Source organism: Caldanaerovirga acetigignens (assembly GCF_900142995.1).
Lineage (GTDB): Bacteria > Bacillota > Thermosediminibacteria > Thermosediminibacterales > Thermosediminibacteraceae > Fervidicola > Fervidicola acetigignens.
Window position 1 is genome coordinate 121,389 of the sequence record NZ_FRCR01000005.1, and the last position, 15,682, is coordinate 137,070.

12 protein-coding genes are annotated in these 15,682 nt (G+C 43.8%); 3 read left to right on the plus strand and 9 right to left on the minus strand.

The window, feature by feature from the left end; translation table 11 throughout:
* Positions 1-18: 18 nt before the first annotated feature.
* From BUB66_RS05380 to BUB66_RS05420, 9 genes are all read right to left on the minus strand, one after another.
* Entirely contained in the window at positions 19-1,461 is a 1,443-nt protein-coding gene (locus BUB66_RS05380; RefSeq protein WP_073255809.1) for a glycoside hydrolase family 1 protein, read from the minus strand.
* The gene (locus BUB66_RS05385) at positions 1,461-1,787 is read right to left on the minus strand and encodes a PTS sugar transporter subunit IIA (protein WP_143156222.1); all 327 of its coding nucleotides are present in this window, start codon (positions 1,785-1,787) and stop codon (positions 1,461-1,463) included. Before BUB66_RS05385 ends, BUB66_RS05380 begins: the two co-directional genes overlap by 1 nt.
* A gap of 69 nt (positions 1,788-1,856) precedes the next feature.
* Positions 1,857-3,167 carry a PTS cellobiose transporter subunit IIC gene (celB, locus tag BUB66_RS05390; RefSeq protein WP_073255812.1) on the minus strand — a complete coding sequence of 437 codons (1,311 nt, stop codon included), beginning with the start codon at positions 3,165-3,167 and terminating at the stop codon, positions 1,857-1,859.
* A 234-nt stretch (positions 3,168-3,401) separates the two neighbouring features.
* The gene (locus BUB66_RS05395; RefSeq protein WP_073255815.1) at positions 3,402-6,119 is read right to left on the minus strand and encodes a sigma-54-dependent transcriptional regulator; all 2,718 of its coding nucleotides are present in this window, start codon (positions 6,117-6,119) and stop codon (positions 3,402-3,404) included.
* A 142-nt stretch (positions 6,120-6,261) separates the two neighbouring features.
* Positions 6,262-8,163, minus strand: coding sequence for a DUF3794 domain-containing protein (locus BUB66_RS05400; RefSeq protein WP_073255818.1), 1,902 nt, complete (start codon positions 8,161-8,163; stop codon positions 6,262-6,264).
* A gap of 104 nt (positions 8,164-8,267) precedes the next feature.
* Positions 8,268-8,723, minus strand: a complete 456-nt coding sequence (locus BUB66_RS05405; RefSeq protein ID WP_073255821.1) for a hypothetical protein — start codon at positions 8,721-8,723, stop codon at positions 8,268-8,270.
* 12 nt (positions 8,724-8,735) lie between these two features.
* A complete protein-coding gene (locus tag BUB66_RS05410; protein WP_073255824.1) occupies positions 8,736-9,848 on the minus strand; it encodes a glycosyltransferase family 4 protein in 1,113 nt (370 codons plus the stop codon).
* On the minus strand, positions 9,824-10,606 hold the full coding sequence (locus BUB66_RS05415) for a glycosyltransferase family 2 protein (protein ID WP_073255826.1): 783 nt from the start codon (positions 10,604-10,606) through the stop codon (positions 9,824-9,826). Before BUB66_RS05415 ends, BUB66_RS05410 begins: the two co-directional genes overlap by 25 nt.
* A 62-nt stretch (positions 10,607-10,668) precedes the next feature.
* Entirely contained in the window at positions 10,669-11,121 is a 453-nt protein-coding gene (locus BUB66_RS05420) for a hypothetical protein (RefSeq protein ID WP_073255829.1), read from the minus strand.
* 131 nt (positions 11,122-11,252) lie between these two features.
* Here BUB66_RS05420 and BUB66_RS05425 point away from each other — a divergent pair, with 131 nt between their 5' ends.
* The 3 genes from BUB66_RS05425 (at position 11,253) to BUB66_RS05435 (ending at position 15,680) form a co-directional block, all read left to right on the plus strand.
* Positions 11,253-13,328, plus strand: coding sequence for a DUF3794 domain-containing protein (locus BUB66_RS05425; protein WP_073255832.1), 2,076 nt, complete (start codon positions 11,253-11,255; stop codon positions 13,326-13,328).
* A 19-nt stretch (positions 13,329-13,347) separates the two neighbouring features.
* Complete coding sequence (locus BUB66_RS05430; protein ID WP_073255835.1) at positions 13,348-13,749, plus strand: hypothetical protein; 402 nt, start codon at positions 13,348-13,350, stop codon at positions 13,747-13,749.
* Between the two features lie 272 nt (positions 13,750-14,021).
* Complete coding sequence (locus tag BUB66_RS05435) at positions 14,022-15,680, plus strand: DUF3794 domain-containing protein (protein ID WP_073255838.1); 1,659 nt, start codon at positions 14,022-14,024, stop codon at positions 15,678-15,680.
* The last annotated feature ends 2 nt before the right edge of the window (positions 15,681-15,682 follow it).

The window sequence follows — 15,682 nt, forward strand, 5'->3', positions numbered from 1 at the left end:
CCTCCCCACTATTAATGTTTATTTATATTCGGGAGTAAAATCCTTAAACTCAAAATAACGGTTCTTTAAAAGCTCTTTGAACCAAAGGCCTGACTTTTTGATCCTTCTGTTTCTGCCGTTTTCCAAATCTATCTCCACAAGGCCGTATCTGTTTTTAAATGCGTTGAGAGGCGAGACGTTGTCGGTAAACGCCCAGACCATATACCCAATGCAATTTGAACCTTCTTCTATGGCTTTCAACAGCCACCTCAAATGGTCTTTAAAAAACTCGATTCTGTAATCGTCTTGAATAATTCCGGATTCATCTCTGTACCTGTGCTCATTTTCAACACCCATTCCATTTTCTGTCACGATCCATTTTATATTGCCATACTCATTTTTTATTCTCATCGCCATATCGTACATTATTTTCGGATATATTTCCCATCCCCGGGAAACGTTCATTTTCCTTCCCGGCAAAATAAATTCATCATAGTAGTAAGAGGGATGAAACGGAACTTCGGGATTCCACATCTCATTTTTGGCCTTTACCCTTGCAGGGTGATAGAGGTTAATCCCCAGGATTTTCACAGTATTTTGCTTGATAATATCCAGCTCCCTCTCATTATATTCGAACATGCAGCCATGATTTTTTAATAGCTCTATTAGTTCTTCGGGAAATTCCCCTTTCACACAAGGATCGAGAAATATTCTGTTGAAAAAGAAGTCGTAAATTCTTGCAGCTTTTAAATCATGGGGTGCCGTTGACCTGGGGTACACCGCTTCAGGATTCAATATAATCCCTATTTTCCCCTCGATTTTCCTACCGTACCCACCCCGTTCGTAAGCCTCTACAGCTTTAGCACTGGCAAGTATCTTATTATAACTCCACTGAATGGCCGTTTTGGTATCCTGAACAAATGGAAACCTTATGGCATCCAGATAAGCCCGTGTTTGTATCACGATAGGCTCATTAAATGTAAACCAGTATCTAACCCTGTCCCCGTAAAGCTTAAAAGCCTGCTTTGCATACTCTACGTACAATTCTACAACATGTTTAGAAGCCCAACCACCATATTTTTCAAAAAGCTGTGCAGGAAGCTCATAATGTTCAAGACAAATCATGGGTTCAATGTTATTTCTTCTGAGCTCATCTATCACATTGCCGTAGTATTCCGCCGCATCTTCATCAATATCTGCCGTTTCGTAGTTTTTTATAAACCTCGACCAGTCAATAGATGTTCTGTAAGCATTCAACCCTATCTCCGCCATCAATTTTATGTCCTCGCGGTATCTGTTATAAAAATCCGTGGCAATTGCCGGGCCGTATCCATCGTGCCATAGCTCCGGATTGGATTTGTACCAAAGGTCAATATACGAATCCTGTCCTGGCTTTTTCCCGGCCCAACCTTCAGTCTGCCAGGCAGAAGCGGATGCCCCAAGAATAAAGCCTTGGGGCAATTGGTATTTTCTTAAACCCATCATTCTCTCCCCCTCTGTTTCATCATATCGCGCCGCAAATCGATCAACTCCTCTGCTATTTCCTTCACGGTTATTCCCGTCATAAGGTGATCCTGAGCGTGAATTAGAAGGAGATTTATCATATTGTTTTCTCCTGCCGCCTCCTTCTGCAGCAATTGGGTCTGTATGTGATGGGCGCTTTCTAATTCTTTCCTGGCCTTTTCCAATAATTCCTCGGCCTTTACGAACTCCCCTTCTTTTGCAGCTTTTATCGCTTCAAAAGCGTAGCTCCTGCCATTTCCGCTGTGGAGAATCAACTTAAAAGAAATTTCTTCGATCGCAGTCACGATTAAGCATCTCCCTTCTGACCTTGTCAAAAAATCACATTGTGCGGCTTTTGCAAGTACAACCCAAATTTAGCCTTCTTTTTCCTCCTCCAACTTCTGCCTATCCCACGCCAGGATAAAAGGCAGATACACCAGTGCAGCCACAACTATATTTACAGCCTGCAGAATTATTGCCCTCCAATCTCCGTTTGTAGCAAGAAAACCCGAAATAAATGCCGGCGTCGGCCATGGAACAGCAATACCCGCGGGCCTGCTGACAAGGTTCATCGCCATGGCAGCATACGTCACTATTCCCACCGTCAGGTTGGACAGTATAAAGGGTATCATCATAATAGGATTCATTACGACCGGTATTCCAAAAATAATTGGCTCGGAGATGTTGAAAATAGCCGGTGCTATAGCCAGTTTTCCGAGGGACCTAAGTTGCTTTGACTTTGCGAAAAGAAATATCACGAGTATCAACCCAATGGTAGCCCCGCATCCGCCAATATTAGCAAAGTTATCGTAAAATTGCTTCGTAATTATATTGGGAAGTGCTTGGCCTGCCTCTAACGCCAATCTATTTTGGTCCATTGCAGGAAGCAGTATGGAGTCCAACACACCGAAAACCACTCTTGTTCCGTGAATTCCCATCGTCCAGAATAAGTTATACAGGAGTATAGTGAGCACCATGCCGCCGAAGGACAACCCCACTTTTGAAAGGGGAGCCGCCACAAATTTAGTGACAAAGGTGAATATAGTTCGGTACGAGGTCGCCTCAAAACCCAGCCTCACTAAGAAAAACAATACCAGAATTGCAAATCCCGGAATAATAGCTTCAAAAGATTTCATGACCGCCGGAGGGACTGAATCAGGCATCTTAATTATCCAGTTCTTTTTTATTATGAATGTATATATTTCGGTGGCTACGATTGCAGTAATTATGCCCACTATCAAGCCGCCTGCGGAAAAATTCGCCGTGGGCCAAACCCTCCCCAAATTGAGAGTTTTTCCATCCTGAAGAGTGACATTAATCGTTTCTACCGGTACCAGGAGCAGAAAAGCCGCCAACGCAAGGACTCCCGAAGAAACCCCATCGACGCCATTTTCTTTAGCTATCTGGTATGAAATAGAAAATATGGCCACTAGGGTAACTATATCGAACGTAACCCTTACTGGATAAAGCAGCTTACTAACAAAACCTTCTCCAAAAATCCCGTTAATAAAATCTGCATACCCCTGAATCGGCACGTTGCCTAATATAAGGAATACAGACCCTGCTATAATGAGAGGCATGGTAACGGCAAGTCCATCCCTAATAGCCCTTATATACTTGAAAGAAGCGATTTGCGCGGCTATCGGCATGACCCTTTCTTCCAAAATTCTCATAAACTTGTTCATTCCCCGTAATCTCCTTTCTTTAAAATTCTAAGTAAAAAAGGCTTAAACGTTACTTTATTCAGATTAAGCTAATCTCACCTCCGTTCAAACTTGTTTCAGCTTCCCTTACGCATCTTAAGCAAATCTCATACCAATATCGATGAGAAAACCGAAAACAAAAAAATAAAAGGCATATAGCCTTTCATTATTCATTCTTTTCATACACATATTTACTTTTTTATACACATCAAAAAATCATCCGAGCACTATATCTTTCAAGATAGCAGATATATTGACCGCTTCCTCCTCGGGGAATGATATATCATATACATTTTCAAACCTCGCTAGTTCCTTTTTTACTATTTCATACACATCTTCACACATTGCCTTGACTTTTTTATAATCGGCAAAGCTACTGTTAATCTTCATTCCGTTCCTTAATCTATCTATCGAGCAGGCTATATGCATGATAAGTCCTATCCTTTTATCCATATCCAGTCTGAAACATCCGTACCGTTCAATGTTCTTAAAAAATTCCGCACAAAGCTTTTTATACGCTTCCGCTGAAAACCCATCCCCAATTTCTTCCTTCAAGCTATCAAAAACTTCTTTATAAATATCGCCCGATGCTTGCGATGCGACCAATTCCTTTAGCCTTTCAAAGCTGTTGTCGATGAGAAGCTCTGAAACGGATACGAAAGGAATCCCGTATACGTTCGGGTTTATCGCTCCGACTATCGCGAGGATTTTCTTGTCCTTCGAAAGCTGATTTATATAATTTTGCACATACTTGGAATCGCTCGCCGATATGGGTACAACTTGAATATCCTCCCTGAAACCCAGTTTCTCTTCAATTAAATTTTTCAATTTTACAGCACTTCCTTCTCCGGTCGTACATATTGTAATTATTATCTTTTCCCGTTTTGGTAAAAGTAACCTAACAGAATTTGTAACTTTGGTTTTAAAATATTCTATGGAATCCAGAACATCGCTACAAATCTCGTCCAAATCTTTTAGAATCGTTGCCTTCCTCGCACATTCAATCGCCATGATAGTCGTAACCATTTCCAATACCCTGATTTTTATTCCCGTCTCCTCACTTATCAGCTCTCCAAACATTGCAAGAGATCCCATATCTACCAAAAGCAAAACTCCTGCGCCCCTATTTACCTTCATTATCAACTCCTTTAATTCGACATACGCCACCTTGGGGTCTTTCTCCAAGCTCATATCGTAAGAAAACAAGTTGTTGGCTCCCACCAATTTATTCGCAACTTCAGCCATCGATGAAGCCGTGCTGTTCCCGTGCATGGCAATGACCACAACGGGCACATTTTCCTGCATCACTTCGTTTTCCGAATCTATACATAAAAACATTGCTATAAATCCCACTTCATCGACAGGTACTTTTATGCCGTATTCCTGCTCGAGAGTTTTTGAAAAGTAAAGTGCCATTGCATATTCCTCTGGTTTTTTTTCTATTATCTCTTTTAGCTTATGATTGATTATCTTCTTTCCTTTTTTTATCCTTTTGATGCTCGCCGAAAGATGCAAACACAAACCGTAGAATACCTTTGAGGAAAAAACCTTCCCCAATTTCATCGAGGCGCTTTTCAAAAATTCATCCACAAGGTTGATCAGCTTCCTGTCTACTATCTTGGATATGCTCTCCTTATCCACCTTATCGGAAAAAGTCCTGATGTATTTTTTAAAATAATTTTCCATCTCCAACGACATGATAAAATTGATTTCCTTTTCATCAATGCCATGTTCTTTTAGCTCCAAAACCCTTTTTTCCATCTCTTCATAGAAATTCCCCGGAAGGGGGGAATCATTAAATTCTATATCAAAATTGCCTTCTTTTGAGGAAAAATTCAGTTTGACATCTCCCTTTATTATTACATCAATCTCATTTGCAAAATTTTTATAAAATACCAGCCCTTTTTTCACCCTCTCCGAAAAATCGGCAATGTCCACTTCAATTTTCTTTTTTCCCCTGGAGACGCATTTTAAAAAAGCATTGGCACAGCCGAGTTGAATATCGCTTTTCAATTGTCCAATGTTGCCGGGACAATCGTACAGCATGAGCCCTTTAATAACATTTGCCGTCACCGTCATGTCCCTTCCTATTCTTGCAGCCTCAATTTTAAAGAATTGGCATATCAACTGGAATCTTTCCTCAAACGGCCTTTCTTTCAGAGAAGGGATGGTAATGGTAATTGGTATCCTCCTCGTAAAAGTAGAAAGTAGGGCATTCCCTTCGGATTCAGTGGTAGCCCCTATTATTAAGACCCTGGCAATCTTTGGCTCATCGGCACCCATCGGATAATAAATGCCCTTGTCGATTAATGTAAACAGCATCTCCTGCCCCTCCGGCGGGAGACGGTGAATTTCGTCCAAAAATAATATTCCTCCATCGGCTTTTTCCACAAGCCCCGGTTTATCCTTTTCGGCTCCTGTAAATGCTCCCTTTTTGTACCCAAAGAGCTGGGATAGGAGCAATTGCGGGTTATTGGCGTAGTCAGCACAGTTAAAAGCAATAAAGGGCGAATTTATCGAGAACACCCCTTTTTCGAGAGCGAATTTATACATGAGTTCGGCGAACATGGTCTTTCCGACACCCGTGGGCCCCAATAGCAGCACATGAAGCCCCGAAGGAGGATAAAGTATGGCAGCCTTGGCAAGTTGGATACACTTTTTCAAGCTACCATCTTTACCTATCAGGTTTTCAAAACTTATTCCCGTATTCTTCGCTAATTTGCCTTCAACAAGGGGTTTTACGGTATAAAGCACGGGTTTACCCTTAATTTTAAAAATCCTGCCTTCATGATAAAGGTCATTTAAAACAGCGCTCACGTTGCTTCTCTGCATAGAGAGAGCTTGAGCTATTTCATTCGTCGTCAAGCCGTCTTTCCCTTCTTTTATACAGCACTTATACAAATACTCGTAGACTTTCTCCTTTGTTCTTTTCACGGGATTCACCTCTGATAAAATCATTACATTACACCTTATTTTATACACTTCCTTTATTGTATCAAAAAATTAGCCATATAAAAATACCGCCCTTAATACTCCAACCAAGCTCGGGGTATCAACAGGCGGCTCTCATGGAAAATTAGAATACATCTACAACTATGTCTATTGGACTTACACCCACCCCTACTAATTCTAATACGAAGGTCCTCTTTTGGAAGTTTATACCTCCACCCGACACTTCAGTAACCACATAAAGCTGTACTATTTCTCCCGTCGGTATCTTGACCTTAACCAAGAGCTTCTCAACCGTTACCCCTGGACCTTTGACATCAGTTACTACATACACCGTTTCTTCCTTTATACAGCGCACTTTCGCCCTCAAGATTATAGTCAACCTTATTTGATCTCCTCCTGGCAATATATCGAAGTCCGCATGTTCAATCTCCGCACTGGCTTCCACCACATGCGAAGGCAAACATCCTGCGAGGGGCACTAAAACCGAAAACCTGTCATCGACTCTAATGCGATAGACCACATCATCAGGGCCTATATATGAAACGTCACAGCTTAAATCACCTTCCACCAGCACCTGGTTTTCCAGAGGCGTTATCTTTACGTTTTTGACCTCACATTGAGTTTCGCCAAGGCCAACGGCCGGTGGAAACACATTAACGGTATTAATTACCTGGGTTTGTCTTGACCCTGCCTGTTCTTCAGATACCACAATCGGTGCTTTTGTAACGGTAAGTCCTTCCACTACTATTGGCTCCGTATCGCTTACCACAACCTGGCCTGTCGCCTCTCCTACAATCCTGGGAATCCGCACCTTTGTACCCTGTTCCAGTATCACGGGCAGATTTTGGGGGTCCAGCACCATTATATTAAAGGCAATTATGTTTTTTTGTAAAACCTCCCTGGGGTTTAAAATCGTAAATGCAGAGTATTCCACTCCGGCGTTTAAATTAGCCACGTGCCCTGGCATGGCACCTTCGTAATCCACAAAAGTGGAAAAAGGTACTTCTTCAGCCTGGTGGCGATTTACTCCATCGATTCCCACGTAATAAATTTGCTTGTGCAACACCCCCTGAATTATCACCTTGTTCTTCACAATGATTGCAGATATCTCACTGACATTGGCCTTTATTTCTCTAACTTTAGATGCCTCATTTTCCAGCAAAACTCTGGATTCCACTTTATGCCGGTGAGTAACCGGCTGACCTACCAATACGTTTACTCTGTAATTTTGGCCCAACGCCGAAATTCCTATATTTGTGAGGAGTTCATCTACTACCACCACATTCCAGCCAATTACCGCTTTGAGAAAAACTTCTCCTGGAGAAACCAAATAGGCTTCACTCAACTCGACTACCGGCTCCACGTAAGCCTTCATTCCCGGCTGAGCCCCGGCTACCTCTACAATTCCGCTCACGGACATGTCAAAGGCCTGGTGATAGGACACGTCATCTTCTCCCACGTAATACACTTGGTTATGGAGAACCGCCTGAACCAGAATTTTACCCTCGATCAATTCTGTATTTTGTATAACAACTTCCGAATTTATTTCGGTTATCTTTCGGGCCGTATTCTCCAAGATAAAGGTGTCCTCAACCAGCACCTGGGCTGAACTTTCTCCAACTACCAATTCTGCGAGTACTGTCGCGTCGGTGCCGGGTGCCAGGGTTACAGAAGCTGCATCTTCCACCGTGGCCGTAACTTTTATAATGGCCTCGGTAAGAACGCTATCTCCCCCGGGCAAAAGCTTGGTCCTTATTTTCTCTATCTCAGCAGAAATTCTGGCGGTCATGCCGGGTCTTGCGCCGGGTACATAGAGCATGGTCTTAAAAGGCATGTCTCCAGATAGGTGGTGGACGATGTCATCGGTTCCGACAAAAAATACCTGTTTGTGAAATACGCCCTGAACGATTATTTTATCAGTCAGTATTATATAATTCAGGGCGTTTATTTTTCCGGTGACCTTTTTAATCTTCCTGGCGGCCAACGGCAGTTCTCTGGTCAAAAAAAGGGTTGATCCTAAAGCCATACTGCACCCCCCTATTATATCTAAACCTGTTAATTTATTATATTCAGCGGACTTACCAACTGCTATATCCCATCCAGTTGTTGGTCAAAATATGGGTCAGAAGTTTAATTTAAAAAAATATTGCGGTATTCTATGCACTGCAGCTCTATACTTATCAGTACATGCTCTGAAATTCTGGCTCCGGAGTTTGTGTAATAAATCCTTATAGAAATCCGGGGGATGACCTCCATTCCTTCCTCTGCTTCAGGAACCGGCACGCTGCCCGTGAAGAGGCAAGGAGCTGTAAAAAGCTTTACCATATCCCCGAAAATATAATAAACGTCCTGTGAGGCTGTTATTTCAAAGATAACATAACCTTTCACAGTAACGAATTTAGAGCTTTTAAGGGATATTTCGATTTTTTTAATACCTTCGGGAATTTCAGGCAAGGTTTTTTCTTGCACAAAAAGAAATGAGGCCTCTTTTTTTGCCACAACGACCGGGAGCCGGACTTCCAGCGGTCCAGGGGCCGGTGGAACCCTTATAAGATTCCCGGTGCATTTTGCCACATGCGTGTACACATTATCACTTCCTTAGCGAAAAACATCGGAAATCACTCTTTGCCATCTTTGTTTCCAGCGCGTTAAACTGAAAGCTCCGGCCACTTTCGCGGCGTTTTCTCCAAGCCATCTCCTTTCATCCTCATTACATATCAAGTAATCCAGGGCTTCTATCAGATTATTTGATGTGGGCTTTACCAGCAACCCATTATAGCCGTCTATAACAATATCCGCAAGCCCACCGACAGGCGAGGCTATCACGGCGCAGCCGGCGGCCATGGCTTCCAGGCAGGAAAGAGAGGTACCTTCTGCAGCTTTTGTGGGTATTATAGCTATATCCATGTGGCGAAAAAGCTCCTGCATCATATGGGGCGGCTGCCAGTAATAATATATGTTTTCATTTTCCGATGCCCATTTCAATGCTTCGGCCTCCAGCCGGTCTGAGTGCCCTCTCCCTACAAAATGAAATTCCACCTTGCCTGGGTATTTTGCTGTCAATACTTTTGCGGCTCGGGCCGCTTCGTTTACGCCCCGCACCGAAGTGAGTCGTCGCGGAAATATCACTCTTACCTTGCCTGGATGTTCTGCCCGGGGCCTGCAATTTCCCAGATCCACAAAATTAGGAACGTATTCTAGTTTGTGATAAAGCCCCGGCCACGTAGCGTTTATCCAATTTATGGTATTAGTATCCACCGATACAACCTTTTGCACGCCGCTCAAGGCTATGTGAAGCCGCCGGAGCCACTCTTTGCGGTCGGCCTCGGTTGCAAGTTGACGATCAAACCCAGGGTAATCCCAGAATATGCCGTGGGAAATGGATATGCTTTTTTCCAAAGCTTGAGGGTACGCCAGGAAGGTGACAAAATAGATGGCGTAATCCATTTCAACCGCCTGTTCGTAAAAATGCTGATTGACATTGGGAAATGTCATAAACTCATTTTTCGTCTCCGGGATTGTGTATATTTTGACACCCGGCAGTATCTCTTTTTCCCAACCACTTCCAATCTGCCACCACACGACTTCATAACCCAGTTCCAAAAGGAGCTTTGTAAGTTCCAGGCCGTAGCGTTCAGCTCCGCCGTATACCATTCTCGTCCCATCGGGGCTGAAAAAATTGGTGGTTAGTATCCCGACTTTCTTCCCCATCCAGCACTACCTCCTTTCCCCTCCTTCAGGAAATAAAGCCGTTTTGAGTCGCGCCATTCTTCCAGGTCATTTAGCTTCGGTGATATCATAATGCTCTGGGTGTGGGGAAGAACCTTGCCGTGAAGTTTTAAATCTTTCTCCCGGTAAAAAAGGTACTTTTTGTAGTGCTCTTTTTCATCGGCCCAGCCGAAATGCTTGAGCCTTATGTCCGAATAATAGGGTATAAAATCCTGGCATGGACTTGGAAAGCGGCCGCAGTGGATTTCCCTTTTGGGCCAGGTGTAACTGAGGTTTGGGTTATAACGCACCAGGAAAAGCTGGAATTTAACCCAGGGATTCCAACCCCCGTCGATTCTGTAATGGGTATTGGACGCCCAGAAATCAAATACTCTGAAATATATGGCATCATAATAATCCTGGTTTATGAGGAATTCCGCTTCATCAATAATTCTATCTTCGAACATCTCATCGGCATCGAGGGCGACTATCCAGTCGGGATTCTGCTCTACCGTAAGGTCCCACAGCTTTGATCGCAGTGCCGCTTCATTTTCGATAAAAATCGGCCGTTCGTTCCTGTAAGCTATAACTTTATCGAAGCTCTTTACAATTTCATACGTATCGTCCTCGGAGGCATCATCGATTACCACGATTTTATCGACCCAGAGCGAAAGGTGTTCCAGAACCTGGGACAGATAGCGTCCGGATTCATTTTTTACGGGCATCATCGCCACTATGCGGTTACCGCTCTTTTTCCTCATGATGCTCTCTCCTTGCAATAGGGCCTTCCTTTCGGAAGGCCCTTTTTTCAATTAGGTTGAGTTTAAGCTGTGGCCACAAATATGAAGTCCAGTGTAATATCTATATTTTGAACCGCATTGCCCACGGTGCTCGGCAGGTGGAAAGTAAAAGTCACATCTTCGTTTCCGGTGCTGAGGGCCAGGGCGTGGCCGGGACTTGCAGGCTGGTCTATCAAACCACTGAGCTTGCCGGTGTATATTGTGGAGCCGGGGCTGGCGGTTACGCTTACGTTTAAATTATCGGCCAGCAATGCCGCGAGCGATGCGGTGGAGGAACCTGAAGGTTTCCAGTCAGCTGTTACAAAATAGTATTCATCTACATCTCCAGTATTCGAGACGTTGATTACAGCAGTTACAGTATCTCCGGGCAGCATATTCGTAGCGGAAAGCACACCACTGGCCGGCGATACTACGATGGAAACGTTGGCAGTTTGCAGCGTGCTTCCGGTGGAGCTGGCGGTAAAGGTAAAAGCCATTTCTTTCACCTCCTGTTGAAATCATATTCATTGGAATTTAAAACTGTTACAGGAACCTGAACATTTCCCGAGCCCTATTTTTCATAAAAGGGAAATTTTTTTCATAAAGATTATAAGTGGAGGGGATAGGCGTGAAACTCCTCAGAACTGAAGAAATCTTGTGGCAAAAAGTTTATACAAAGGAATTGAAGCAGGATATAAAGCTGAAACCTTACCCTGTGAAAGTAACGGGTGTTGTGCCGAGAGTTCAGGACGTAGACCAACGTATTCAAAAAGGTGCGGTAATATTTTCCGCAACCCTCACAACGGGAGTGTATTTTTTGAGCAGGGAAGGTACCCTGCGCTATATTGAAGTTCTGCAGCCGATCAGGTACGTTTTTTGCCTAGAAAAAATCCTCGACGGGATGGAAGTGCGAGTCGACTGCGCACCGGAAACTCAAAATTATCACTTGGCCGAAGATACTCTTTCCGTAGATTTTTCATTGAACTTTGATCTTGAGGCCGTGATCGAAAGGCCCGCTGGCTTTGCAAAGACCCTGGAAGCAAAGACAGAGAGGATAGCAACCTTCCGGGTTATCAAGGAAGAAACGGATGTGGCCGGTATAAGGTTTTTTTTTGAAAAACCCGATTGCCGCAGGATTATAACCGTAAAGCCCCATTTGGCCAAGGTAGAAACAAAAGTATTCAAAGGTTTTATAGCCGTAGAAGGAGAAATTTCTGCAGACGTTTTTTACATAGATGGTTCTGGTTTGGAAAGGCACAATCAGGTAACAGTCCCTCTTGAAAGGGTAATTTCGTGCAACGAAGCGGAGCCGGAACAACTTGCCAGGGTGACGGCTGCTTTTTCAGAAGTTCACTTTCGACCGTCTCATAAGGCAGGGAATTACGGGATTATGATGGCCTGCCGGTTGGATGTAAAGGTGTTGAAAAAAGAGGAAAGCCAGGTGGTAACCGATTTCAAACACGAAGGATATCAGATAGTAAAAGAAGAGCTGCTGTTGAAGGAAGTTGTGGATCAGGGAGCGTTTTCTTTTTTTATCGCAGAAAGTTATCCCTTAAAGGGAAGGAACCTGGTGGATTTGCACGGAAGGGTTGAAAGAGTTTATTACGAGATGAACGGGGAACTGCTGGTGGTCCAAGGTGTGATTGGCGTTGAAGTTTTTTACGTTGATGAAAACCTTCTTTCGGCTTACCGGTATATCAAAATAAACTTTTGCAGGAGCCACCCGGCAGGAACCGTACAAACGCAGGTATCGTATGAACTGAAACCCAGGATACTTCACCTCTCGGGGGTCTCAAAAGATGGCAGTATAAAGATAACGTCCCTCGTGGAAATAGAATATACCGCGGTTTGCCGCAGAGCCACCCCTGTGGTGGTGGATATTATTCCCCGCGAAGGTATTGAAAGGGAACTTTTCCGGGTGGAAAAAATCTTGGATGCAAAAACCATCGAACTTGTCGAAAAAAATGAGATAATCCTAGATTGTCCGGTAATGCTTGTAGAGGACATAAAGGGCGAGGTAGAAAATTTAAATGTAACGGTCCTGGACTACAGATTTTTGATTCAGGGCGGACTGTCCGTTCACATTTATTATGCGGGAGTCGACGGTATCATCCGCTGCCAGAAAAATATAGTGCCTTTCGGCGTACTAGGGGATGTGAAAGGCGGCCGAAAGGATATGCACGTCCGGGCAGATGCCAGGATATCAGAGGTTTCTACAGAAATTATAACTCCTACCAGGTTAGATGCTATTTTTTTATTGAGCTTTGACATCGAGGCAACCTGCCAGCAAGACCTCTATCTTGTGACCGGACCTACGGTCCTCCAAAATCGGCGGTACCGGCAGGTTTATACGCAAGAGAGGCTGCGCCGCCTTTCCTACATTATGCCCCTTACAGCACCAGCACTTTTTGCAAAAGACATAGTACCGGAGGTGATGGAAAAATGGGTAGAAGTGGAAAAAGCAGGTTTTTGGATAGGGGGCAAACTCCGGGTAAATACGGCTTATGTGGGAAGGGATCACCTGGTACATCATGACATTGACGAGGTGGAATTTAAGTTTTTCATTAAGGGCGAAGAAGGCTTGGACACAAGCAGGGTAAGCTTATCGGCGAGGCCTAAAAAGGTCGTCCTGGTAGCTGGAGGTGAGATGCTGGAAGGAGAGTTTGAGATATCTATTAAAAATTATTATCTAAAAATGTTGTAAGGCGGGGAGGGAAACATTGATGCAGGACGTTGCCGGAAAGATAGCGGCTTTCTTTAAGGATTTTTCGCAAGTTGAAGTGGAAGTGATCGACGTGCAGCTTGGGCCCAACGGCGCAAATGCGCTTTGCAGGCTACCTGACGGAGAGTACCAAGTAATCCTGGGTAGCGACTTTTCGGTAAAAGCCTACTATCGTAAAAAACCGTATATAAAGGATGTGGTGAAACTCCCAAGCGAACCTTTGAAACCGGAAAATTTGTCTTCCGGGAATGGAAGAGAAGCTTCAAACTCAAAACAGGAAACCGAAATGCCAGCAGCATCCAACAGCGAAAAGGCTGTAGCATGTGGCAGGATAAGTCAGATCTTTGATCCAATATACAAAATCTTATCACCGATTATAAAAAAGTTGGCAAGCAAGGGTTAGTAGAAAAAGATAAGAAAAAATATTACAAAAAAGGGGAAGAGGCAAAAACCTCTTTTTTTATTTTTTTGTCCGGAGAACCTACGAACCCTGTATATTGTCATCCCGCAGCAAAAGGTTGTAGGTAACCTCTGAAAAAAATCACTCATACTATAAAATTAAGAATTTAAGAAATTAAAATGAAAATATTTTATGATAATTTTTGTGGCACAAAAAAACTATCAGCAGGTGTAACAACAAAAGGCGTGACGCCATATTATAGAGGAGGAGAGATAATGGCCGAATTAATTGCATTCGCCGCAATAATTATCGTTATTGTGGCCTGCCCTCTTTTTATCGCAAGACTGCGTTTCAAAGGCCGGTTAAGAACCCTGAATAACACAGAAAAATCGTTTTTCGCCCAACAAGAAACCGATAAGACAAATGATGCTGAGCCCTCAATTGAAGCCTGCAAAAGCAACGAAAAAGGGATTTGTGGCCATGCGACAACGGAAAAACAGGAGAATACGCTGGAAGGGAAAGGCGAAATACAGGCAGCTTGTGAAAGAGGGCAGGAAGTTAAAAGAGAGGATGAGGAGGATTCCGAAGGGGAGGAATACTGTCGGGGAGCAATAGAAGGTAATGAAATCCCAAAGGGAGAGGAAAAGGAGTTAACTGATATTTTGGAAAAAAAACAAAAAGGGGAGGATATAATGGATCCATTGATTCAAGTCCCCGTTTTAGTCGGGGAAGGTTCAATCCAGAAAATGGTTGAATCCACTGTAACCCTAGAAAACCCTGCGGTGAAGGTTCGGGAAATCAGGGCTCACATTGATGATTTAAGGACGGATGTTATTCAGGATAAGGTGATCATCCAGGGGACGCTTCACAAACAGATATTTTACGTAGGGACCGATGCCGTAATCCACCATCAGACCGAGAATATCCCAGTGAGCTATTTCATGGATATAGCTGGAGCCGCACCGGGCATGAACGTAACTGTAACTCCAACGATAGAGCACATCACTTACACTCTTTTGGACCAGAACACTTTACACCAGAAAGTAATACTGGTGTTTAATGCCGTAGTCACTGATACTCAAATACTTAATGTGCTGCCGGGTGTCGAAACTCCGCTATATTATGTGCCACAGGTGACAGGCCAGGGCTCCCAACAGCTCATTGTGGAAACTACGGTTCAGCTTACCAATCCCGCTCAAAAAGTGGATGAAATCACTGCAAGGGTAAAGGATATAACTACTGACGTCATTACCGACAAGGTAGTAATTCAGGGATTGCTCCACAAGCAGATATTTTATGTGGGCACCGACAATGTCGAGTACCATCAGGCGGAAGAAGTACCCTTCAGTCTTTTTGTAGATACCACCGGAGCCGCACCGGGGATGAACGTGCAGGTCCAACCCGTTATAGAAAGCATAAACTATACTCTAGAAAATGAGACCATACTGCAGCAAAAGGTGGTAATCCAGTTTTCCGTAACAGTGACGCAAAATGCAAAGCTCAATTTACTCCCCATCACCGGCAAGACCATATTGGTGGAGGAAGTCGTAGGCGAGGCCACCGGGCAAACGCTCCTACAGGATATCGTTACAATGGAAAGGCCTACCCAGAAGATAAGAAATATTGATGCAACCGTAACTGATATTTCATGCCAGGTAATTACCAATAAAGTCATTATCCAGGGAACCATACACAAGCAGATCTTTTACATCGGAACTGACAACATCGAATATGAACAGGGTGAAGACGTAAATTTCAGCTTTTTCGTGGACTTAACAGGTGCCGCTCCGGGTATGAACTGCACTCCAGTCCCCACCATCGAAAGCGTTATACCTGAGCTGCTGAGCGAGACGCAGCTCTTGCAGAAAGTGGTTCTGAAAGTCGATATCCTGGTGACATCAACCGTAAGATTAGGTGAGATACTGTCAATATAAAA

Excerpts from the sequence above, each read along its gene's own strand:
- celB (WP_073255812.1), bottom strand. The coding sequence starts at position 3,167 with ATGAACAAGTTTATGAGAATTTTGGAAGAAAGGGTCATGCCGATAGCC.
- BUB66_RS05420 (WP_073255829.1), bottom strand. The coding sequence starts at position 11,121 with ATGGCTTTTACCTTTACCGCCAGCTCCACCGGAAGCACGCTGCAAACT.
- BUB66_RS05430 (WP_073255835.1), top strand. The coding sequence starts at position 13,348 with ATGCAGGACGTTGCCGGAAAGATAGCGGCTTTCTTTAAGGATTTTTCG.
- BUB66_RS05400 (WP_073255818.1), bottom strand. The coding sequence starts at position 8,163 with ATGGCTTTAGGATCAACCCTTTTTTTGACCAGAGAACTGCCGTTGGCC.
- BUB66_RS05410 (WP_073255824.1), bottom strand. The coding sequence starts at position 9,848 with ATGGGGAAGAAAGTCGGGATACTAACCACCAATTTTTTCAGCCCCGAT.
- BUB66_RS05380 (WP_073255809.1), bottom strand. The coding sequence starts at position 1,461 with ATGGGTTTAAGAAAATACCAATTGCCCCAAGGCTTTATTCTTGGGGCA.
- BUB66_RS05415 (WP_073255826.1), bottom strand. The coding sequence starts at position 10,606 with ATGAGGAAAAAGAGCGGTAACCGCATAGTGGCGATGATGCCCGTAAAA.
- BUB66_RS05435 (WP_073255838.1), top strand. The coding sequence starts at position 14,022 with ATGGCCGAATTAATTGCATTCGCCGCAATAATTATCGTTATTGTGGCC.